Here is a 20,554-nt window from a genome sequence, read left to right on the forward strand (position 1 = left end):
ACACAATAGCGCCCTTCACCTTTGAGGAATGGCTATGAAATTGCTCCGCATTGTCGACCCCTTTACGTTAACGCTGGTTTGTACCGTCCTGCTGGCCTCTTTCTTCCCGGCACAAGGCAGTTTTGTCGGTTTCTTCGAGGGGCTGACCACCGCCGCCATCGCCTTATTGTTCTTTATGCATGGCGCCAAACTGTCTCGCGAGGCGGTGATCTCCGGCGGCGGCCACTGGCGGCTTCATCTGTGGGTAATGTGCAGCACATTCGTCCTGTTCCCGGTGCTTGGCGTGTTATTTAGCTGGTGGAAACCGGTCAATGTCAGCCCCGAACTTTACAGCGGGTTCCTTTATCTTTGTATTTTGCCCGCCACGGTACAATCGGCCATCGCTTTTACCTCTATTGCCGGGGGCAACGTCGCGGCGGCTATTTGTTCAGCCTCGGCATCAAGCCTGCTGGGCATTTTTCTTTCGCCATTGCTGGTTGGCCTGGTGATGCACGTTCAGGGTGCAAGCGGCAGCCTGCATCAGGTGGGCAGCATTATGCTACAACTCCTGGTGCCGTTCGTGGCCGGGCATCTGATGCGGCCCTGGATTGGTGCCTGGGTGGCAAAAAACAAGAAATGGATCGGCAAAACTGACCAGACTTCGATTCTTCTGGTGGTCTATTCCGCCTTTAGTGAAGCCGTGACGCACGGCATCTGGCATAAGGTTGGCGCGGGTTCGCTGCTGTTTATCGTAGCTTCCAGCCTCGTGCTGCTGGCCATTGTGATAGCGGTAAATATCTTTGTGGCGCGGCGCTTTGGCTTTAGCAAAGCGGATGAAATTACGATTGTTTTCTGCGGATCGAAAAAGAGCCTGGCCAACGGGATCCCGATGGCTAATATTCTATTTCCGGTTGCTGCCGTGGGAATGATGGTGCTGCCGCTGATGATCTTCCACCAGATCCAGCTGATGATCTGCGCCGGTATGGCCCGGCGTTACCAAAGAAAAGCGGCTGCAGCCGGTGAAAAACAGGCCGCAGCCATCAGAACCTAGTGCCGCTTGAGGGGCCGGACCAGGTTGTCCAGCCCTTCCACTTTAATCAGCAGCGTCAGGGCCATCAGCTCACCGAGATGGCCCGCGGGGAACTCCCCTTTGCGGGAAAACCACAGCAAATACTCTTCCGGTAAATCAATCAGCATCCGGCCTTTGTATTTACCAAAGGGCATGGCCGTGTTGGCTATCTCAATGAGCTGTTCTTTGTCCATTTAGTCACCCAGTAAACGAATCATTTCCGCTTCGTCAATAACCTGAATGCCCAGCTCCTGCGCCTTGACAAGCTTGGAGCCGGCCGCTTCCCCGGCTATGACCAGATCGGTTTTTTTCGACACGCTTCCGGCCACTTTTGCACCGAGCGCGGTCAGCCGGTCTTTGGCTTCGTCACGGGAAAGAATGCTCAGCGAGCCGGTGAGCACCACGGTCTTCCCGGCAAACGGGCTGTCGATCTCTTCCGCTTTGACGACCACAGGCGCAGGCCAATGGACCTCGGCCTCTTCGGTAAGCTGACGGATAACATCCCGGTTGCTCTCTTCGGCAAAGAAGTTAAAGGTATGCGTCGCCACAACAATGCCGACATCCGGCACTTTTTGCAGCTCCTCAATGCTGGCCGAGATAAGCGCATCCAGCGTGCCGAAGTGCGCGGCCAGCCCTGCGGCGGTGGCTTCTCCGACTTCACGAATACCTAAGGCATACAGGAAGCGAGCAAAAGTTGTCTCTTTGGCTTTTTCCAGCGCATCCACAACGTTTTGTGCCGATTTAGGCCCCATGCGATCCAGCCCGGTAAGCTTACCCGCCGTCAGTTTGAACAGATCGGCTGGCGTGTGAACGTACTCTTTCTCCACCAGTTGATCGATGATTTTGTCGCCCATGCCGTCAACGTCCATCGCACGGCGGGACACAAAGTGCTTCAGCGCCTCTTTGCGTTGGGCACCACAAATCAGGCCCCCGGTACAGCGGGCAACAGCTTCGCCTTCCACACGCTCAACGTCTGAACCGCAAACCGGGCACTGCGTTGGGAAGACGATTGCCTGAGTGTCTTCCGGGCGTTCAGACTCCACCACGCCAACAACCTGTGGGATAACATCCCCAGCGCGACGGATCACAACTCTGTCACCAATGCGCAGGCCAAGACGCTCTATCTCATCGGCATTGTGCAACGTCGCGTTGCTTACCAGTACCCCAGCAACCTGCACCGGTTCCAGACGAGCGACGGGCGTAATTGCGCCGGTACGCCCTACCTGGAACTCCACGTCTCGCACGGTGGTCATCTGTTCCTGCGCCGGAAACTTAAACGCAACGGCCCAGCGCGGCGCTCTCGCCACAAAGCCCAGCGTTTCCTGCAGCGCAAGCGAGTCAACTTTGATAACCACGCCGTCAATATCAAAGCCCAGCGTTGGACGATCGGCCTCTACCTGATGATAAAACGCCAGCACTTCCTCCGGCGTGCTGCACAGACGGATGCGGTCGCTGACCGGCAATCCCCAGGCCTTAAACTGTTGCAAACGCGCCATGTGGCTGCCTGGCAGCTCACCGCCTTCGAGCAGCCCAACACCGTAGCAGAAGAAGGTCAGCGGGCGTTTAGCGGTAATGCGCGGATCTAACTGGCGCAGCGAGCCTGCCGCCGCATTGCGAGGGTTGGCAAACACTTTCCCGCCAGTACGGCGAGCTTCTTCGTTGATTTTTTCGAATCCTGCCTGCGGCAAGAAAACTTCTCCACGCACCTCAAGGCGACGAGGAATATTGTCTCCGTGGAGTTTAAGCGGTATCGCGCGAATGGTTCGGACGTTAGACGTGATATTTTCACCAGTTGTGCCGTCACCGCGTGTCGCGGCCCGCACAAGAACACCGTCTTCATACAGCAGGCTTACCGCCAGACCATCCAGTTTTAGTTCACAGCAAAACGTCAAAGCATCGCTGCTTTTGAGCCTGTCCAGCACGCGTTTGTTGAACGCTAGGTAGCTTGCTTCATCGAAAACGTTATCGAGGGACAGCATCGGCACTTCATGGCGTACCTGGGTGAACTCGCTCAGCGGCGCAGCACCGACACGCTGGGTCGGTGAATCCTGGGTAATCAATTCCGGATGCGTTTCTTCAAGCGCACGGAGTTCGCGCATCAGCCTGTCGTATTCCGCATCGGGAATTTCGGGATTATCCTGCACATGGTACAGATATTCATGATGGCGAAGCGTGGTTCGCAGGTGGTTAAGTTGTTGTTCGATTGAGTCCATATCGCACCATCAATGATAAAAAACCCCCGACAGGCGGGGGTTTAGGGGGAAGATTCAGGCCGGGATTCAGGCGTTGGCTTCAACAACCTCGCGGATCCTGTCCTGGTACTCGCGCAGCTTTTGCGGAGTCATCATGCGACGCTGATCGTCGAGCACCACGCCACCGACTTCATCGGCGATGTGCTGCGCAGACTGCAACATCAGCTTAAAGTTTTGCGCTGCATTGCCGTAGGACGGCACCTGCATAAAGATGGTCACGCCTGGCGTGGCGAAATCCGCCATGTTCTCAGGGTCGAAAGACCCAGGTTTAACCATATTCGCCAGGCTAAACAGAACTGGACCGCTGCCATCAGGGCTAAGATGGCGGTGGAAAATATTCATTTCACCAAACTTGAAACCGGCCTGCTGAATGCTGTTCAAAAGCAACTCGCCGTTTAACATCGTGCCCGCGTGGGCAGCGACGTTCATCACGATCACCGTCTCTTTTTTCACCGGTGCAGGCTGCGGCACTGGTTCAGCAGCCACAGGCTCTGGCGTTGGTTCCGCAGTGAACTGTGGTGCAGGCTGAACGGGAGCGACCGGCTGTGGCTCAGGCACTGCCGCCGGAGCTGGCGCAGGAGGTGCGACAGGACGCACTGGTTCAACATGCTGAGGCGCGGGCTCAACGTGGTGCGGGGTAACCGGTTCAGGCTGGCGCGATTGCGGGGCAGGACGAGGTTCTGCTGACGCATACGGCGGCTCATAGTTGTGCTGAGGTGCCTGAGGCTGACGTGGCGCATTCGCTTCACGAGAGGCAGATTCCGGCACGGGCGCAGTACGACGCACGCGCACTTCACCGACGCCTTCTTCTTCCTCATCATCCTCTTCTTCGTATTCGTCACGCTTCGACTTCATACGTTTCAAAGGGCGATCGCGGAACACGGACGAGCGTTCCTTACGACTGGTCCACAGACCGTGAACCAGTAAGGCTATTATGGCGATTGCGCCAACAATGATTAATATCAGACGCAAATCCTGCATCATTATATTCTCTGTTGTTCTAACACCTTGCCACCGCGGCAAACATTTACTCACTAAGAGTATTTGCCCATCTGCTCAAGTGCAAGTGCGAGCACGGTTTTCTCACCATAAAGATAGCGTAAGCGCACCTTTTAGCTGATTTTTCGACCAATTCCTGGCAAGTTTTTCTGAATGCAGTCAGTTATGATAGCGAAGCAGCTAACTGCATTGACCTGATAAGGAGTCTGCTCAGATTATGGTTTCATCTTCCGGAACCCCGCCGCGCAGTGGCGTGTATTATTTTTCCCAGGGCTGGAAACTGGTCCGCGAACCCGGCATCAAGCGTTTCGTCGTGCTGCCGCTGTTGGTCAATATCATCTTGCTTGGTGGCGCTTTTTGGTGGTTATTCACGCGTCTTGATGTCTGGATCCCGTCGATGATGAGCCACATGCCAGACTGGCTACAATGGCTGAGTTACGTACTCTGGCCACTGGTAACGCTCTCGGTGTTATTGGTGTTTGGTTACTTCTTTTCGACAATCGCAAACTTGATTGCCGCGCCGTTTAGCGGCCTGCTGGCAGAGCAGCTTGAAGCTCGCCTTACGGGCGCAACGCCGCCGGATACGGGCGTGCTCGATATAATGAAAGATCTGCCACGCATCATGAAGCGTGAGTGGCAAAAGCTAGCCTGGTATCTGCCGCGCGCGCTAGTCCTGCTTCTGCTCTACTTTATTCCCGGCATTGGCCAAACTGTCGCCCCGGTCTTGTGGTTCTTATTCAGCGCATGGATGTTGGCGATTCAATACTGCGACTACCCTTTTGATAACCATAAAGTGCCGTTCAAACAGATGCGAGTGGCGCTTCGCGAGCAAAAGATCGTCAACATGCAGTTTGGCGCGCTGGTGAGCCTGTTCACGCTGATCCCGGTTCTGAACCTGTTTATCATGCCGGTTGCCGTCTGCGGCGCGACGGCCATGTGGGTGGACTGCTATCGGGCAAAACACGCCATGTGGAAATAATGCTCTCAGGAAGGGAAGCGGCTTATGCCATGGCTTATTCCATGTTGCATTGGCTTATTTCCCTTCCACATATAGATATGCTATTTCCTTACTTCCGCATATTTCCTGAGCGGGTATGCTGGACCGGTATCCCAAAATTCAGACAGTTAAGGACGAGCCATGAGCAAAATTTATGAAGACAACTCCCTGACAATCGGCCACACGCCGCTGGTTCGCCTGAACCGTATCGGCAACGGACGCATTCTGGCTAAGGTGGAGTCCCGTAACCCAAGCTTTAGCGTCAAATGCCGTATTGGTGCCAACATGATTTGGGATGCTGAAAAACGCGGCGTGCTGAAGCCTGGCGTGGAGTTAGTCGAACCTACCAGTGGCAACACCGGTATCGCTCTGGCCTATGTCGCGGCAGCGCGCGGCTACAAGCTGACGCTGACCATGCCGGAAACCATGAGCATCGAACGCCGTAAGCTGTTAAAAGCGCTGGGTGCAAACCTGGTGCTGACCGAAGGCGCTAAAGGCATGAAAGGTGCCATCCAGAAAGCCGAAGAAATCGTCGCCAGCGACCCGGCTAAATACTTACTGCTTCAGCAGTTCAGCAACCCGGCAAACCCGGAAATTCACGAAAAAACCACCGGCCCGGAAATCTGGGAAGATACCGATGGTGAAGTGGATGTGTTTATCGCCGGCGTCGGTACCGGCGGTACGCTGACGGGCGTCAGCCGCTACATCAAAAATACCAAAGGCAAAACCTCGCTCATTAGCGTGGCGGTAGAGCCAACGGATTCTCCGGTAATTACTCAAGCGCTGGCGGGTGAAGAACTGAAGCCTGGTCCGCATAAAATTCAGGGTATCGGGGCCGGATTTATCCCTGGTAACCTCGATCTGAAGCTTATCGACAAAGTGGTCACTATCAGCAACGACGACGCCATTGCGACCGCTCGCCGCCTGATGGATGAGGAAGGTATTCTCGCGGGTATCTCTTCCGGTGCCGCCGTGGCCGCCGCGCTGAAACTTCAGGAAGACGAAGCCTTTACCAATAAGAATATTGTGGTTATCCTTCCGTCCTCCGGGGAGCGCTATTTGAGTACTGCTTTGTTTGCCGATCTGTTCACTGAGAAAGAACTGCAACAGTAATGCCAGTATTTGATATATGCTTAAAAAAGCACCCGTGAGGGTGCTTTTTTGTGGCCTGCATCAAATTTTCACCCTCATCGGCATTGCGCTTACCCCCGCAGGTCTGGTATTTAACCAGCAATTATTTTGATGCGCGAAATTAATCAAGCTGTGAGATGCGCCTGCTGAATCGATTTAACGATTTGGTGCCTATCTGGTTTTCACGGCATAATGATGAAGAATCTGTGAAACGCTGTTGGCGTTTTTTTCACGATTCCCATGCATCCAGTGCCTCGTTCCTTTGACGATGGCGCTAACGATACAGGCTAAAGTGTGGCCGCCAGGCTAGACTTTAGTTCCACAACACTAAACCTATAAGTTGGGGAAATACAATGTTCCAGCAAGAAGTAACTATTACCGCTCCGAACGGTCTGCATACCCGCCCTGCTGCTCAGTTTGTTAAAGAAGCTAAAGGCTTCACTTCCGAAATCACTGTGACTTCCAACGGCAAAAGCGCCAGCGCTAAGAGCCTGTTCAAACTGCAAACTCTGGGCCTGACTCAGGGTACCGTAGTGACGCTCTCCGCCGAAGGTGAAGATGAGCAGAAAGCCGTTGAGCATTTAGTAAAACTGATGGCTGAACTCGAGTAAGTTCTGGGTTCTTCGTAAATATCAGTCACAAGTAAGGTAGGGTTATGATTTCAGGCATTTTAGCATCCCCGGGTATCGCTTTCGGCAAAGCACTTTTGCTGAAAGAAGATGAAATTGTCATCGACCGGAAGAAAATTTCTGCCGACAAAGTTGAGCAGGAAGTTGAACGTTTCCTCAGCGGGCGCGCCAAAGCATCCGAGCAGTTAGAAGCGATCAAAATTAAAGCTGGCGAGACCTTCGGTGAAGAAAAGGAAGCTATCTTCGAAGGCCACATTATGTTGCTGGAAGACGAAGAGCTCGAGCAGGAAATCATAGCCCTTATCAAAGACAAGCTGGTCACGGCGGACGCTGCGGCGTACGAAGTGATTGAAGGCCAGGCAACGGCTCTGGAAGAGCTGGATGACGAATACCTGAAAGAACGTGCGGCTGACGTACGTGACATCGGTAAGCGTCTGCTGCAGAACATTCTCGGCCTGAACATTATCGATTTAAGCGCAATTAAGGATGAAGTTATCCTGGTTGCCAAAGATCTGACCCCGTCTGAAACCGCACAGCTGAACCTGAAAAAGGTGCTGGGTTTCATCACCGACATCGGCGGCCGTACCTCCCACACTTCCATCATGGCGCGCTCCCTTGAGCTGCCAGCGATTGTGGGCACCGGTAGCGTCACCTCCGACGTGAAAAACGACGACTATCTGATCCTCGACGCGGTTAACAACAAAGTTTACGTTAACCCAACCAACGAGCAGATCGAAGAGCTGCGCGCCGTTCAACAGCAGGTTGCCTCTGAAAAAGCAGAGCTGGCTAAGCTGAAAGACCTGCCAGCCATCACCCTCGACGGCCATCAGGTCGAAGTGTGTGCCAACATTGGTACCGTGCGTGACATCGACGGTGCTGAGCGTAACGGCGCTGAAGGTGTGGGTCTGTATCGTACCGAATTCCTGTTCATGGACCGTGACTCACTGCCAACCGAAGAAGAGCAGTTTGCCGCGTACAAAGCCGTGGCTGAAGCCTGTGGCTCTCAGGCGGTTATCGTCCGTACCATGGACATCGGCGGCGACAAAGAGCTGCCGTACATGAACTTCCCTAAAGAAGAGAACCCGTTCCTGGGCTGGCGTGCCATTCGTATCGCCATGGATCGCAAAGAGATCCTGCGTGACCAGGTTCGAGCTATTCTGCGCGCCTCTGCGTTTGGCAAGCTGCGCATTATGTTCCCGATGATCATCTCTGTTGAAGAAGTGCGTGCCCTGAGAAAAGAGATTGAGATCTTCAAGCAGGAACTGCGTGACGAAGGCAAAGCATTCGATGAATCTATCGAAATCGGCGTGATGGTCGAAACCCCTGCGGCCGCGACGATTGCTCGTCATCTGGCCAAAGAAGTCGACTTCTTCAGCATCGGCACCAACGATTTAACTCAGTACACCCTGGCAGTTGACCGCGGTAATGATATGATTTCACATCTTTACCAGCCGATGTCACCGTCCGTACTGACTCTGATTAAGCAAGTTATTGATGCTTCTCATGCAGAAGGTAAATGGACCGGTATGTGTGGTGAGCTTGCGGGCGACGAACGTGCTACACTTCTGTTGCTTGGGATGGGCCTGGACGAATTCAGTATGAGCGCCATTTCTATCCCACGTATCAAGAAGATTATTCGTAACACGAACTTCGAAGATGCGAAAGTGTTAGCAGAGCAGGCTCTTGCTCAACCGACAACGGACGAGTTAATGACGCTGGTTAACAAGTTCATTGAAGAAAAAACAATCTGCTAATTCACGAGATGCTGCCCAAATTACTGCTTAGGAGAGAAGGCTAATGGGGTTATTTAGTAAACTGTTCGGTGACAAAGGCAATAGCGACACCGGAACCATTGAGATCGTTGCTCCACTGTCTGGCGAAATCGTTAACATTGAAGACGTGCCGGACGTCGTGTTTGCTGAAAAAATCGTTGGTGATGGCATCGCTATCAAACCAACCGGCAACAAAATGGTTGCTCCGGTTGACGGCACCATCGGTAAAATCTTTGAAACCAACCATGCCTTCTCTATCGAATCCGATAGCGGCATTGAGCTGTTTGTTCACTTTGGTATCGACACCGTTGAGCTGAAAGGCGAAGGCTTTAAGCGCATCGCTGAAGAAGGCCAGCGCGTGAAGAAAGGCGACGTGGTTATTGAGTTCGACCTGCCGCTGCTGGAAGAGAAAGCCAAGTCTACCCTGACACCGGTTGTTATCTCCAACATGGACGAAATCAAAGAGCTGATCAAACTGACAGGTAGCGTGACCGTGGGCGAAACCCCGGTTATCCGCATCAAGAAGTAAGATTCATGCAGAGAAAAAGGCACCCTGGGGTGCCTTTTTTATTGGCTGCGATTCAGCGAGGAAGAATCAGTTCATCTGAGCGCTGCCCCTGAGTCCAGGTCATCACTTCAAACACCCGATGCGCAGCTTCTCCTGCGGCAACCGCCACCTGCTTGCCTGCAAGTATTCGGCTTACCAGCTCGGCGCAGAACAAATCCCCGGTGCCTTTCAGGTCGGTCACCACGCGAGCGTGGCTGGTCACATCGGCTTCATCAGCGGTCACCGTCACCACGGAAATAGTATCCGCGCAGTTCCCCGGCGCACTGGTTATTACCACCCAGCGCAGCGTTTCAGAGAGAAGACTTCTGGCCGCCATCACCGCCTGCTCCAGCGTATCGCAGGGCATTCCGGTCAGAATATGCAATTCAAAGAGATTAGGCGTGATCCCCTGTGCATGAGGCAGCAGCGCCGTGCGATAAGCTTCAGGAATACCCGCCTTGACGTAAACACCGCTGTCGGTGTCCCCCATTACCGGGTCGACAAGTATCAACAGCTCAGGATGGCTTTTGCGTCTTTGACGCAGCCACTCCGCCAGCAGATGGATTTGCTCCGCACTGCCCATGTAACCCGTCGTCACGGCCTTCAGTTCGCGCAACGCATCCCGTTCTTCGAGCGCTCGCAGATAGCCGCTAAACCAGTCCGCCGGGATCACGCCGCCATAAAACGTATCGTAATGCGGCGTGTTGCTGAATAACACCGTTGGCACCGCCATCACCCGCCACCCATGCTGCCGAATCGCCGGAACCGCGATACTGTTCCCGACGCTGCCGTAAACGACCTGAGATTGCACCGCCACAATATCGGCCTGCAGCGCCCGGCCTGCATCGTGAAACAGTACAGACTGTATATCGTTATCCTGACTCATATTTTCCCCTTGCCCGCCAGACAGCTAAGGTCTGAATTGCGAAGCGGCCATTATAGCCAGACCCGGGCGGTACAACCATGCTAAGAGCGCCCTCTTTATTCCGGCAATAGCAGAGATACAGCTACCATCCTTCAGATTTATCAAATTAACGACAAAAGTAATATTTTCTTTCAGCCGTTACACCTTGAAAATGTATCACCTGAATGGTGAAGAAAACATTATTACCGATTAGTGCTGGATACCTGGAAATTAATAACTACCACTTAAACATCACATCAACAAAATATCCATTACATCATAAGGATATATCTTCTCCACCCGCTGTTTACATTGTCGACTCATGCCTGTCTTACAATTCCACAAGGTCAAACTCCATAATTTCACCTATAACAAAAGTTCCCTCCGGAGAATAAACCTCACTCTGCATGAATATAAGGAAGCTATTATATGAAAGATATATCCAGAAGAAGCTTCATGGCTTTTGCCGCAGGCGGTACCGTCGTATTAGCCGCCGGGCAGGCCCATGCCCACGATGACAAAGTAAAATCCTACCCGGCAAGCGTGCGCGATCCAGGCCCTCACGACCCCATCCGGGAAGCTGAAAACCCTGACATTGTTAACCCGCCCGCTACCGACAGCGGCACGTTGCCTAACCTGCGCTACTCCTTCAGCGATGCCCATGTCAGAAAAGGCACCGGCGGCTGGACCCGGCAAGTCACCAAGCGGGAGCTGGGGATTTCAACCACCATCGCCGGGGTGGACATGCGCCTTAATGCCGGAGGCATCCGCGAACTTCACTGGCACAAAGAGGGTGAATGGGCCTACATGACCTACGGCAATGCGCGGGTAACGGCCTTCGATGCAAAAGGAGGCTGGTTTGTGGATGATATCGGCGTCGGTGATTTATGGTATTTCCCGCCGGGCATTCCTCACTCCATTCAGGGTATCGGGCCTGACGGCTGTGAGTTTCTTTTGGCCTTCGACGACGGCGGATTTGATGAAGACAGTACGTTCCTGTTATCCGACTGGTTTAAACATATCCCTCCGGAGATATTAGCAAAAAACTTCCAGGTGCCCGTGTCTACATTTTCTAAACTGCCTTCACCTGCTGATGAATATATTTTCGCGGGTACAGTACCCGGCAGCCTTGCCTCAGACAGTATTAATGGCGCAGCTAAATCAGAGATTAAATTCACCCACCATATGCTGGCTCAGGATCCGATCAAAGCCCCTGGCGGTACCGTCAGAATAACGGATTCATCTAATTTCCCGGTGTCGAAGACTATTGCGGCAGCCCTGGTGGAAATAGAGCCCGGCGGGCTGAGAGAACTTCACTGGCACCCAAATAACGATGAATGGCAGTACTATCTTGAAGGGGAAGGCAGAATGGGCGTTTTCGCCTCTTCGGGTCAGGCCAGAACCTTTGATTACCGCGCCGGGGATGTCGGCTACGTTCCCTTTGCGATGGGGCATTATATCGAGAATACCGGCACCACAACCCTGCGTTTCCTGGAACTGTTTAAAAGCGACTATTACGCGGATATTTCGCTTAACCAGTGGCTGGCCAGCACGCCGCCTGAGCTGGTGAAACAGCATTTACAGCTTGATGATACCTTTATGAAGGCGTTGAACCTGCATAAAAACCCGGTTGTGAAGTAAGCCTGCTCTCAGGAAAAGATCGCCTCAGGCGACCTTTTCCTGGCTTACAGCGTCAGATGCCAGCGCCCTGAACGTAGCTCTCTTCCCCGAACACGCCGGTAGAAAGATAGCGATCGCCCCTGTCGCAAATAATAGCGACCACTACGGCCCCCGGATTTGCTTTGGCTACGCGCAACGCACCCGCCACCGCCCCGCCGGAACTTACGCCGCAGAAAATCCCCTCTTCCATCGCCAGGCGGCGCATCGTCTGCTCGGCTTCGGTCTGTGCCATGTCGATGACTTCATCCACCAGCGTCGGGTTGAAAATTTTCGGCAACCACTCCTCTGGCCAGCGGCGGATCCCCGGGATGCTGCTGCCCTCTTCCGGCTGCAGCCCGACAATTCTCACCGGCTTGCTTTGCTCGCGCATAAAACGACTCACGCCGGTTATCGTGCCCGTCGTGCCCATGCTGGAGACAAAATGCGTGATTCGCCCTTCGGTCTGCCGCCAGATCTCCGGCCCGGTCGTCGTGTAATGCGCCAGCGGGTTATCCGGGTTATTAAACTGATCGAGGATCTTGCCTTCGCCACGGTCGGCCATTTGCTGAGCCAGCTCACGCGCGCCTTCCATGCCCTGAGCTTTACTGACCAGAATCAACTCGGCGCCGTAAGCCTGCATCGCCGCCTTGCGCTCCATGCTCATGTTGTCCGGCATCAGCAGCTTAATAAGGTAGCCTTTGAGCGCAGAGATCATCGCCAGCGCAATGCCGGTATTGCCGCTGGTTGCCTCAATCAGCGTATCGCCGGGTTGTATTTCCCCTCGCTTTTCCGCCTGAACAATCATCGACAGCGCCGCGCGATCTTTAACCGAACCTGCCGGGTTATTTCCTTCGAGTTTGACCCAAATCTCGCTGCCGTTCGTCAGCCCGCTGCGCTGCAGCCGGACCAGAGGAGTATTACCAATAGTGCTTTCTAAAGTGATCACTTGCCTGCCCGCAATAAATGAAAAAGCGGCCTCGGTGGGCCGCTAGTGCGTGTCCTGTCGGGGTAAATTATCAGGCGGACTGCGCCAGGTCTACACCCTGAATACGGTTGGCACCTTCATACAGGCGCGCGTTTTGTAATCCCACAAACAGACGCTCACCGCGCTGCGGAATTTGCTGTTCCTTCAGAACCACCGTCAGCGGTTCGTCATACCAGCCCAGCGGCTGCACAACCAGCTGCATGTAATGCCCGCGCGGGCTGACTTCCAGCACCTGCACCGGCAGAGGTGAATCTAGATTCGTGCGGCGGCTGACGTCCACTTCCCACGGACGCAGGAACAAATCAACATCCCCCTGATGGGCCGGCGTGAACCCCAGCGGCCAACGATGCGCGCCGACGTGAAACTGGCTCCCACGAATCACGCCTTTCAGGCGGTTAACCTCGCCGAGGAACTCCAGCACGAAGCGGGTCGCGGGCTCACGCCAGACCTGCTCAGGCGTATCGACCTGCTCGATATTGCCCTGGCTCATCACCACCACGCGGTCGGCAACTTCCATCGCTTCTTCCTGATCGTGCGTCACAAACACGCTGGTGAACTTTAACTCTTCGTGCAGCTCGCGCAGCCAGCGGCGCAGCTCTTTACGAACCTGTGCGTCCAGAGCGCCAAACGGTTCATCCAGCAGCAGGATTTGCGGCTCCACCGCCAGCGCACGCGCCAGGGCAACACGCTGCTTCTGCCCGCCGGACAACTGCGCCGGGTAGCGGTCGGCCAGATGGGAAAGCTGCACCATTTCCAGCAGTTTCGTCACTTTCTGTTTGATCGCAGAGGCGGAAGGCCGTTCGCGACGCGGCAGCACCGTTAAGCCAAAGGCGATATTGTCGAATACAGACATATGGCGGAACAGCGCATAGTGCTGAAACACAAAGCCGACTTTGCGATCGCGGGCATGCATCCGGCTGACGTCGGTGCCGTGGAAGCTGATGCGACCGCTGTTCTGGTGCTCCAGCCCGGCAATAATACGCAGCAGCGTAGTTTTACCAGAGCCGGACGGACCAAGCAGCGCCACCATCTGACCAGAAGGGATATCCAGCGAGATATCGTTCAGCACCTGGGTGCGTCCAAATGACTTCTTAATATTGGCAATATCAATGCTCATGATTTTCCTCCTGCTTCAGGCGTTTTTCCTGATTATTCAGACGCCACTGCACCGCACTCTTTAAGAACAAGGTCAGGACTGCCATCAGGGTCAACAACGCCGCGGCGGTAAACGAACCAACGGTGTTGTAATCCTGCTGCAGTAACTCAATCTGTAACGGCAACGAGAACGTCTCGCCGCGAATCGAACCGGACACCACCGACACCGCGCCAAATTCACCGATGGCGCGGGCGTTGGTCAGCACCACGCCATAAAGCAGGGCCCAGCGAATATTGGGCAGCGTCACGCGGCGGAACATCTGCCAGCCGGAAGCGCCCAGTAAAATCGCGGCTTCATCTTCCTGGCTGCCCTGGCTTAGCATCACCGGCACCAGCTCACGCACCACAAACGGGCAGGTGACGAAGATAGTCACCAGCACCATGCCCGGCCAGGCAAACATGATTTGCAGGTTGTGGGCATCGAGGAACCCCGCCAGCGGGCCGTTAGAACCATAAAACAGCAGGTAAACCAGGCCCGCAACCACCGGGGAAACGGCAAATGGGATATCCAGCAGCGTCAGCAACAATTGGCGGCCAGGGAAGTTAAAACGCGTCACCAGCCAGGCCAGCAGCGTGCCGAACACCAGGTTTACCGGCACGGTAATCAGGGCAATCATCACCGTCAGCCAGATGGCGTGCAGCATGTCCGGGTTAGCGATATTTTGCAGCGCGGGCATCAGCCCTTTGGAAAAGGCTTCTACAAAAATAGACGCGACCGGCACCACCAGAATCAGGAAAGAGACGAGCACACCGATGGCGATCAGCGCCCATTTTCCCCAGTTAATGCGGGAGCGGGTATAGTTTTTCAAAGCAGTGACGTCCGTCATCAGTGACCTACCACGCGTCGACCAAAGCGACTCTGCAACGTGTTAATGGTGAACAGCAGCAGCAGCGACGCCGCCAGAATCACTGACGCAATGGCGCTGGCCGCCGGGTAATCAAACTCCTGCAGGCGCACGAAGATCATCAGCGAGGTGACTTCCGTCTTCCAGGCGATGTTTCCGGCGATAAAGATAACCGCGCCAAACTCCCCCAGGCTACGGGTGAAGGAAAGCGCTACGCCCGCCATCAGTGCCGGAGAAAGCTCCGGCAGCACTACGCGGCGGAAACTCTGCCAGCGAGTCGCGCCGAGCGTTTCAGCAGCTTCCTCGTATTCTGGCCCCAATTCTTCCAGCACGGGCTGAACGGTGCGCACCACAAACGGAATGCTGGTAAACGCCATCGCGACGGCAATACCCAGCCAGGTGTAAGTCACCTTAATGCCAAACTGCGCCAGCCACTCGCCGTACCAGCCGTTGACAGAAAACAGCCCGGCGAGGGTTAAACCTGCCACCGCGGTGGGCAGCGCAAAGGGTAAATCCATCAGCGCATCTAGCAGGCTGCGCCCCGGAAACTGATAACGCGTCAGGATCCACGCCATTAACAGGCCGAACACGCCGTTAAACACGGAAGCCAGCGCGGCGGAGAGCAGCGTGACTTTATAGGCGGCCACCACCTGCGGGTTGGTAATCACGTCCCAGTACTGGGAGAACGACATTTGCGCCAGCTGCATCACCAGCGCGCTCAGCGGCAGCAGCAGGATCAGGCAAACAAACAGCAGGCTGGTGCCGAGGCTAAGCGTAAACCCCGGCAATACGCGTTTTGAACGGCTGGCAAACATTAACTACGCCCCGCCGCTAACAGCTTGTCGAGCTCCCCGCCGGTAGCAAAATGCGTTTTCATCACTTCCGGCCAGCCGCCGAACGCATCTTCCACGCGGAACAGCTCGGTCTGTGGGAATTTATCTTTCAGCTTATCCATTACCTGCGGGTTATTCACGCGGTAGTAGTAATCGGTAATGATGGTCTGCGCCTGAGGGCTATAGAGATAGTTCAGGTAGGCTTTGGCCGCTTTTTCCGTGCCGTTGGCCTTCACGTTTTTATCCACCCAGGCAACCGGGAACTCGGCCAGAATGTTGACCTTCGGCACTACGACTTCATAACCGTCTTTGGCGTACTGGTTGCGGATATTGTTCACTTCTGATTCAAAAGAGATCAGCACGTCGCCCAGCCCACGCTCGACAAAGGAGGTTGTCGCCCCGCGGCCGCCGGTATCAAACACTTCGACGTTTTTCAGGAATTGCGTCATGAACTGCTCGGTTTTGGCTTTATCGCCGCCGTCAGCTTTGTCTGCCGCCCCCCAGGCTGCCAGATAGGTATAACGAGCGTTACCAGAAGTTTTCGGATTCGGGAAAATGAGCTTCACGTCCGGGCGCACAAGATCGCTCCAGTCGTGGATGTTCTTTGGGTTGCCTTTGCGCACCAGGAAAGCCATGGTGGAGTAGAAAGGCGAGCTGTTGTTGCCCAGACGGCTCTGCCAGTCCGCCGGGATCAGGTTGCCTTTGTCGTGCAGGATCTGCACATCGGTCACCTGGTTATAAGTTACAACGTCAGCTTTTAAGCCCTGCAAAATGGCCAGCGCCTGTTTTGATGACCCGGCATGAGATTGTTTTATCGTCAGCTTGTCGCCGTTATTCTCCTGCGCCCACTGTTTTTCAAACGGCGGGTTAAGCGCGGCAAACAGCTCGCGGGACACATCATAAGAGCTATTCAGCAGCTCGGTTGCATGGGCAGAGCCTGCCAGCAGCAAAGAGACAGCGAGCGCGTTCCATACTTTTTTAACTGACCTGATTGCCATGCTTCGCCCTTATAAATGTGATGAATACCATAAAGTCATGACAGTCAGTGTATTTATAACGAGCGATAAAGCTGTAACGCTTTTATATACCGTTTGGCGATTTACAAGAAGAAAGGGATATAAGAAAGCGGCGTAGCAAACGCTACGCCGGAGGGGATTACAGGCTCAGTAATTTATCGAGCGACGGCGCAAAGTAGTAACCGCCGGTGACCGGCTTAGTGAAGCGCAGCATACCGTCACGCTTCCCGTCAGCGTCGCCAAACATGCTCAATAGCTGCTGTTCAATGTTATGCAAACGCGCGCAATAGGCGATGAAATAGAGACCGTGCACGCCGCTGGCGGTGCCGTAAGGCAGGCTCTGACGCACAATTTTCAGCCCCTTGCCGTCTTCTTTCAGATCGACCCGGCTCAGGTGAGAAGTGGCTGGCCGCGCGTCGCCGTCAATTTCTTCGTTTTCCTGTTTGGTACGGCCGAAGATCATCTCCTGGTCGTGCACGCTCAGGCGGTTAAGCTGCTTGAGGTTGTGTTCCCAGCGCTGAACCAGCACGTAGCTGCCCCCGGCATCCACGCCTTCGTTGATCACCGCCACCTGGCGACGATTTTCTTCGCCCTGTGGATTTTCGGTCCCGTCAACGAAGCCGCTGAGATCGCGCTCTTCTACCCAGCGGAAACCGTGAATCTCTTCTTCAATTTTCAGCGCATCGCCAAACGCGGCCAGCGCGGCCTGAGCCACGGAGAAGTTCACGTCATGGCGCAGAGAAAGAATGTGGATCATCACATCGTGCTGGGTCGCGGGCGCCAGGCCTTTGCCTAGTGGCGTAAAGTTTTTCAGCTCTGCGGCACCTTCGCCTTTGCTGAGGTCGCGCCACAGGTCGTGCCCGAAGCCAACGGTCGCCCCCAGCATCGCGTCAGGGAATTGTTCCTGGAAAGCATTCAACGCTTCAATAAAGGTTTTGCACCCTGCGCTCAGCGCGCTGAAGTCGCCCTGGACAGAAGCTTCCAGCCAAACGGCGGCACGACAATGTTCCGGCAGAATGCCGCTTTGAACCCGAGACATGATTCCTCCTGAAAAAAATGCCACCAAAGGTGGCACATAACTATGATGACTCCGAACGGAGGCATTTATCGGGCTATTCTAACCTGATTTATTCACGCCGACTTGCGACGGCGCAAACCCGGCGCAAATTTTATCGACGCCAGATAATTTTGTTAAGCGTCCATTTCTTCAGCGTATCATCCGACGGCATCAATCCTTCCGGCCCGTGCCACTCGCCTGTAAACAGATAGCTGATGTGCTGGCTGTTCGGCGCCTGGCAGAGAACGCCTGCCGCATCGTCGCTGGTCGCTTTTTCGCAGGCCCCAAACGCTTTCTGATACAGATCGCTGAAAGGCGTGCCGATTTTCACGCCGCTGGCGGTTTTGATGTCAGCATCCATCACATCTACGCGACTCACGGTGCCTTTTTCGCCGTTCACCACCAGCTTAACGTCTTTGTCTTTCATCGCCTCAAAGTAGCGCACGATGGTGCCGTTTTCAGTTTTCATGCCGCTGCGCAGACGATAATTGTCATTCAACCCCTCGCTCACGACCTTCTCATCCATCGCGGTGGCTGAAGTCAGTTTCCCCACGCCCTGCTCGCTCACCTCAACGGAAGAGCCAAACCAGTTCCACGGATAAGCCGCAGACCAGTTAACGGAGGACAGCGTGGAACACCCGCTCAGAACCAGCGGCAGGCCTAGCATCATCAGGCGCAGAGATTTCATTGATCATTCCTTTTCAAAAAATGGTAACGGCCTTTGGAGTACGGGGACGTCAAAAAGTGCCGCTTAACTCGTTTTTCAGGGCAAAGTAATCCCGCAGCCGGCGGTTAGTCAGCAGCCACCAAAGCGCGAACAGATCGATAATCAGCAGAACAACGGTGGTACCGGTCAGCGTTTCATCCCCGGCCAGCAGCGCCAGTTGCCACGCCAGCAGCCCAACCTGGGCGGCAATCAATATCCAGCGAAACGCCCGCCAGAACCGGGGCCAAAGGTGGCGACGTCCGCTGAGCAAAAAGGCCAGCGCAGCCGGAATACCGGGGATCAGCCCCAGCCAGAAGTTATCGCGATCGGGATAAAACAGGCCCAGCAGCGCATCGCCCTGCTGACGAGAAGCCCCCGCCAGCACCAGCAAAACCCAGGTGCGGGCCTGTAACAACAACACCGCCCAGAACAGCAGCGGTGCTTTTAAGTTGCCCTGTGAATCATAATCAGCAGGCAAATACATGGCATGAACACATTTGAAAATTAATATTCCTGATCTTCTATCAGCCGTTTGCCGAGCAAAATGGTGTCCTGATGCTCGTAATCGAGCTTTTCATAAAGGCCGATAACCAGATCGTTCTCTTCGCGCACCATGATGTGGATCTTCGGGCAACCGCGGGCAATCAGCTTCTTTTCCAGCCGGTTCAGCAAGGCGTTAGCAATGCCGCGGCCCCGAAACTCCGGGTGCACGCCCAGGTAATAGGCTGAACCCCGATGGCCGTCATACCCGCCCATCAACGAACCGACGATCTCGCCACCCACCTCAGCGACTAAAAACAGGTCCGCATCGTGATGCAGCTTACGTTCAATGTCCATTTCCGGGTCATTCCATGGGCGCAGTAAATCGCAGCGCTCCCAAAGGGTAATGACCTCTTCGAAATCTTCCTGGCGAAAAACGCGAATTTCCATGGTATTAGCCACCTTAAGCCGTAAAAGGTTGATTATGGCGTTAACCGTCCGTTAAGCCAATAACTGCCGCAAAAGCGCGAAAAAAATGGCATAATCTCCGACCAGTCATGAAATGAAACGAATGGATATACATTTCTGACGCCAGAGTGTCGTTTGCATGAAGCCGATACGTTATAACTTCCCATCTGGACTCCATAAGATAAATAATTCATCCGCATGAGCAAAATTAAATCGCTAACGCAACTTACGACGCGCCGCCAGATCCTGCTCACAGGTTTAGCAGCGTTGACGCTAACCGGTATGAACCAAGCGCTGGCAAAGGAAGAAGCCAAATCGCTGAAAACCACCAATTCCCACAGTAAAGTGGCCAAAAAATCCGGGGCAAAACGCATTGTTATGCTCGACCCGGGCCACGGTGGGATTGATACCGGCGCCATCGGCCACAACGGCTCGAAAGAAAAACACGTGGTGCTGGCCATTGCCAAAAACGTGCGCAGCATCCTGCGCAGCAACGGGATCGATGCCAGGCTGACTCGCACCACGGACGAATTTATTCCGCTGTACGATCGCGTTGAAATCGCCCACCAGCACGGCGCAGATCTGTTTATGTCGATCCACGCGGATGGCTTCACCAGTCCAACCGCCGCAGGTGCCTCCGTATTCGCCCTGTCTAACCGAGGCGCAAGTAGCGCTATGGCGAAATATCTTTCAGACAGAGAGAACGCCGCGGATGACGTAGCGGGTAGCAAAGTGAAAGACAAAGATCACTACCTGCAGCAGGTGCTGTTTGACCTGGTGCAGACCGACACGATTAAAAACAGCCTGACGCTCGGCTCGCATATTCTGAAACAGATAAAGCCGGTGCATAAGCTGCACAGCCGCAACACGGAACAGGCAGCCTTCGTCGTTCTGAAGTCGCCGTCCATTCCGTCCGTGCTGGTTGAAACCTCGTTCATCACCAACCCGGGCGAAGAAAAGTTGCTCGGCACCACCGCCTTCCGCCAGAAGATTGCCACCGCCATCGCCTCCGGCGTGATGAGCTATTTCAACTGGTTTGATAACCATAAAGTCCACGGTAAGAAGCGTTAA

The 20,554-nt window shown here is 54.5% G+C and carries 21 protein-coding genes; 8 read left to right on the plus strand and 13 right to left on the minus strand.

Annotated elements, in window-relative coordinates; all coding sequences use genetic code 11:
- The first annotated feature begins 34 nt into the window (after positions 1–34).
- Complete coding sequence (locus AAIE02_RS11995) at positions 35–1,030, plus strand: bile acid:sodium symporter family protein (RefSeq protein WP_336819300.1); 996 nt, start codon at positions 35–37, stop codon at positions 1,028–1,030.
- Here the strand turns inward: AAIE02_RS11995 and AAIE02_RS12000 are convergent.
- From AAIE02_RS12000 to zipA, 3 genes are all read right to left on the minus strand, one after another.
- Positions 1,027–1,242, minus strand: coding sequence for a DUF3820 family protein (locus AAIE02_RS12000; RefSeq protein WP_039295779.1), 216 nt, complete (start codon positions 1,240–1,242; stop codon positions 1,027–1,029). The two genes, AAIE02_RS11995 and AAIE02_RS12000, sit on opposite strands and share 4 nt — an antisense overlap.
- Positions 1,243–3,261 carry an NAD-dependent DNA ligase LigA gene (ligA, locus tag AAIE02_RS12005; RefSeq protein ID WP_498532582.1) on the minus strand — a complete coding sequence of 673 codons (2,019 nt, stop codon included), beginning with the start codon at positions 3,259–3,261 and terminating at the stop codon, positions 1,243–1,245. It abuts the gene before it with no gap.
- Between the two features lie 66 nt (positions 3,262–3,327).
- Positions 3,328–4,284 (minus strand): cell division protein ZipA, encoded by a 957-nt coding sequence (zipA, locus tag AAIE02_RS12010; RefSeq protein WP_336819302.1) that lies wholly within the window; start codon positions 4,282–4,284, stop codon positions 3,328–3,330.
- A gap of 232 nt (positions 4,285–4,516) precedes the next feature.
- On the opposite strand from zipA, the gene cysZ reads away from it, so the two are divergent.
- The 5 genes from cysZ (at position 4,517) to crr (ending at position 9,357) form a co-directional block, all read left to right on the plus strand.
- Positions 4,517–5,278: a sulfate transporter CysZ gene (gene cysZ, locus AAIE02_RS12015; RefSeq protein WP_498532583.1), complete on the plus strand. Its 762-nt coding sequence runs from the start codon at positions 4,517–4,519 to the stop codon at positions 5,276–5,278.
- Positions 5,279–5,437: 159 nt separating this feature from the next.
- Positions 5,438–6,409 carry a cysteine synthase A gene (gene cysK, locus AAIE02_RS12020; protein WP_008459590.1) on the plus strand — a complete coding sequence of 324 codons (972 nt, stop codon included), beginning with the start codon at positions 5,438–5,440 and terminating at the stop codon, positions 6,407–6,409.
- A 371-nt stretch (positions 6,410–6,780) separates the two neighbouring features.
- Complete coding sequence (ptsH, locus tag AAIE02_RS12025) at positions 6,781–7,038, plus strand: phosphocarrier protein Hpr (RefSeq protein ID WP_002913505.1); 258 nt, start codon at positions 6,781–6,783, stop codon at positions 7,036–7,038.
- Between the two features lie 44 nt (positions 7,039–7,082).
- Positions 7,083–8,810, plus strand: a complete 1,728-nt coding sequence (ptsI, locus tag AAIE02_RS12030; protein WP_045783391.1) for a phosphoenolpyruvate-protein phosphotransferase PtsI — start codon at positions 7,083–7,085, stop codon at positions 8,808–8,810.
- A gap of 43 nt (positions 8,811–8,853) precedes the next feature.
- Positions 8,854–9,357 carry a PTS glucose transporter subunit IIA gene (crr, locus tag AAIE02_RS12035; protein ID WP_008459580.1) on the plus strand — a complete coding sequence of 168 codons (504 nt, stop codon included), beginning with the start codon at positions 8,854–8,856 and terminating at the stop codon, positions 9,355–9,357.
- Positions 9,358–9,409: 52 nt separating this feature from the next.
- On the opposite strand, the gene pdxK is transcribed toward crr, so the two are convergent.
- Positions 9,410–10,261: a pyridoxine/pyridoxal/pyridoxamine kinase gene (pdxK, locus tag AAIE02_RS12040; RefSeq protein ID WP_166871993.1), complete on the minus strand. Its 852-nt coding sequence runs from the start codon at positions 10,259–10,261 to the stop codon at positions 9,410–9,412.
- A gap of 447 nt (positions 10,262–10,708) precedes the next feature.
- On the opposite strand from pdxK, the gene AAIE02_RS12045 reads away from it, so the two are divergent.
- Positions 10,709–11,920, plus strand: a complete 1,212-nt coding sequence (locus tag AAIE02_RS12045) for an oxalate decarboxylase family bicupin (RefSeq protein WP_498532584.1) — start codon at positions 10,709–10,711, stop codon at positions 11,918–11,920.
- 52 nt (positions 11,921–11,972) lie between these two features.
- Here the strand turns inward: AAIE02_RS12045 and cysM are convergent, their stop codons facing one another.
- From cysM to AAIE02_RS12090, 9 genes are all read right to left on the minus strand, one after another.
- On the minus strand, positions 11,973–12,884 hold the full coding sequence (gene cysM, locus AAIE02_RS12050; RefSeq protein WP_498532585.1) for a cysteine synthase CysM: 912 nt from the start codon (positions 12,882–12,884) through the stop codon (positions 11,973–11,975).
- Positions 12,885–12,954: 70 nt separating this feature from the next.
- Positions 12,955–14,040 (minus strand): sulfate/thiosulfate ABC transporter ATP-binding protein CysA, encoded by a 1,086-nt coding sequence (gene cysA, locus AAIE02_RS12055; protein ID WP_008459576.1) that lies wholly within the window; start codon positions 14,038–14,040, stop codon positions 12,955–12,957.
- Positions 14,030–14,905 (minus strand): sulfate/thiosulfate ABC transporter permease CysW, encoded by an 876-nt coding sequence (gene cysW / locus AAIE02_RS12060; protein ID WP_008459574.1) that lies wholly within the window; start codon positions 14,903–14,905, stop codon positions 14,030–14,032. Before cysW ends, cysA begins: the two co-directional genes overlap by 11 nt.
- Positions 14,905–15,738 carry a sulfate/thiosulfate ABC transporter permease CysT gene (gene cysT / locus AAIE02_RS12065; RefSeq protein WP_008459572.1) on the minus strand — a complete coding sequence of 278 codons (834 nt, stop codon included), beginning with the start codon at positions 15,736–15,738 and terminating at the stop codon, positions 14,905–14,907. The genes cysW and cysT overlap by 1 nt, the downstream gene beginning before the upstream one ends.
- Complete coding sequence (locus tag AAIE02_RS12070; RefSeq protein WP_039305348.1) at positions 15,738–16,754, minus strand: sulfate ABC transporter substrate-binding protein; 1,017 nt, start codon at positions 16,752–16,754, stop codon at positions 15,738–15,740. Before AAIE02_RS12070 ends, cysT begins: the two co-directional genes overlap by 1 nt.
- A 157-nt stretch (positions 16,755–16,911) precedes the next feature.
- Positions 16,912–17,811, minus strand: a complete 900-nt coding sequence (locus AAIE02_RS12075) for a Dyp-type peroxidase (protein WP_166871987.1) — start codon at positions 17,809–17,811, stop codon at positions 16,912–16,914.
- Between the two features lie 130 nt (positions 17,812–17,941).
- Positions 17,942–18,517 carry an RpoE-regulated lipoprotein gene (locus tag AAIE02_RS12080; RefSeq protein ID WP_498532586.1) on the minus strand — a complete coding sequence of 192 codons (576 nt, stop codon included), beginning with the start codon at positions 18,515–18,517 and terminating at the stop codon, positions 17,942–17,944.
- A gap of 49 nt (positions 18,518–18,566) precedes the next feature.
- Positions 18,567–19,019 (minus strand): DUF2919 family protein, encoded by a 453-nt coding sequence (locus AAIE02_RS12085; protein ID WP_166990720.1) that lies wholly within the window; start codon positions 19,017–19,019, stop codon positions 18,567–18,569.
- Positions 19,020–19,039: 20 nt separating this feature from the next.
- Positions 19,040–19,465, minus strand: coding sequence for a GNAT family acetyltransferase (locus tag AAIE02_RS12090; RefSeq protein WP_008459564.1), 426 nt, complete (start codon positions 19,463–19,465; stop codon positions 19,040–19,042).
- A gap of 216 nt (positions 19,466–19,681) precedes the next feature.
- Here AAIE02_RS12090 and amiA point away from each other — a divergent pair, with 216 nt between their 5' ends.
- The gene (amiA, locus tag AAIE02_RS12095; protein ID WP_336982086.1) at positions 19,682–20,554 is read left to right on the plus strand and encodes an N-acetylmuramoyl-L-alanine amidase AmiA; all 873 of its coding nucleotides are present in this window, start codon (positions 19,682–19,684) and stop codon (positions 20,552–20,554) included.

The sequence above is a fragment of the Cedecea sp. Ae19-4 genome (assembly GCF_059801165.1).

What these genes read in the sequence shown, in the direction of transcription:
- AAIE02_RS11995 (WP_336819300.1), top strand. Translation starts at nt 35, where the DNA reads ATGAAATTGCTCCGCATTGTCGACCCCTTTACGTTAACGCTGGTTTGT.
- AAIE02_RS12000 (WP_039295779.1), bottom strand. Translation starts at nt 1,242, where the DNA reads ATGGACAAAGAACAGCTCATTGAGATAGCCAACACGGCCATGCCCTTT.
- ligA (WP_498532582.1), bottom strand. Translation starts at nt 3,261, where the DNA reads ATGGACTCAATCGAACAACAACTTAACCACCTGCGAACCACGCTTCGC.
- zipA (WP_336819302.1), bottom strand. Translation starts at nt 4,284, where the DNA reads ATGATGCAGGATTTGCGTCTGATATTAATCATTGTTGGCGCAATCGCC.
- cysZ (WP_498532583.1), top strand. Translation starts at nt 4,517, where the DNA reads ATGGTTTCATCTTCCGGAACCCCGCCGCGCAGTGGCGTGTATTATTTT.
- cysK (WP_008459590.1), top strand. Translation starts at nt 5,438, where the DNA reads ATGAGCAAAATTTATGAAGACAACTCCCTGACAATCGGCCACACGCCG.
- ptsH (WP_002913505.1), top strand. Translation starts at nt 6,781, where the DNA reads ATGTTCCAGCAAGAAGTAACTATTACCGCTCCGAACGGTCTGCATACC.
- ptsI (WP_045783391.1), top strand. Translation starts at nt 7,083, where the DNA reads ATGATTTCAGGCATTTTAGCATCCCCGGGTATCGCTTTCGGCAAAGCA.
- crr (WP_008459580.1), top strand. Translation starts at nt 8,854, where the DNA reads ATGGGGTTATTTAGTAAACTGTTCGGTGACAAAGGCAATAGCGACACC.
- pdxK (WP_166871993.1), bottom strand. Translation starts at nt 10,261, where the DNA reads ATGAGTCAGGATAACGATATACAGTCTGTACTGTTTCACGATGCAGGC.
- AAIE02_RS12045 (WP_498532584.1), top strand. Translation starts at nt 10,709, where the DNA reads ATGAAAGATATATCCAGAAGAAGCTTCATGGCTTTTGCCGCAGGCGGT.
- cysA (WP_008459576.1), bottom strand. Translation starts at nt 14,040, where the DNA reads ATGAGCATTGATATTGCCAATATTAAGAAGTCATTTGGACGCACCCAG.
- cysW (WP_008459574.1), bottom strand. Translation starts at nt 14,905, where the DNA reads ATGACGGACGTCACTGCTTTGAAAAACTATACCCGCTCCCGCATTAAC.
- cysT (WP_008459572.1), bottom strand. Translation starts at nt 15,738, where the DNA reads ATGTTTGCCAGCCGTTCAAAACGCGTATTGCCGGGGTTTACGCTTAGC.
- AAIE02_RS12070 (WP_039305348.1), bottom strand. Translation starts at nt 16,754, where the DNA reads ATGGCAATCAGGTCAGTTAAAAAAGTATGGAACGCGCTCGCTGTCTCT.
- AAIE02_RS12075 (WP_166871987.1), bottom strand. Translation starts at nt 17,811, where the DNA reads ATGTCTCGGGTTCAAAGCGGCATTCTGCCGGAACATTGTCGTGCCGCC.
- AAIE02_RS12080 (WP_498532586.1), bottom strand. Translation starts at nt 18,517, where the DNA reads ATGAAATCTCTGCGCCTGATGATGCTAGGCCTGCCGCTGGTTCTGAGC.
- AAIE02_RS12085 (WP_166990720.1), bottom strand. Translation starts at nt 19,019, where the DNA reads ATGTATTTGCCTGCTGATTATGATTCACAGGGCAACTTAAAAGCACCG.
- AAIE02_RS12090 (WP_008459564.1), bottom strand. Translation starts at nt 19,465, where the DNA reads ATGGAAATTCGCGTTTTTCGCCAGGAAGATTTCGAAGAGGTCATTACC.
- amiA (WP_336982086.1), top strand. Translation starts at nt 19,682, where the DNA reads ATGAGCAAAATTAAATCGCTAACGCAACTTACGACGCGCCGCCAGATC.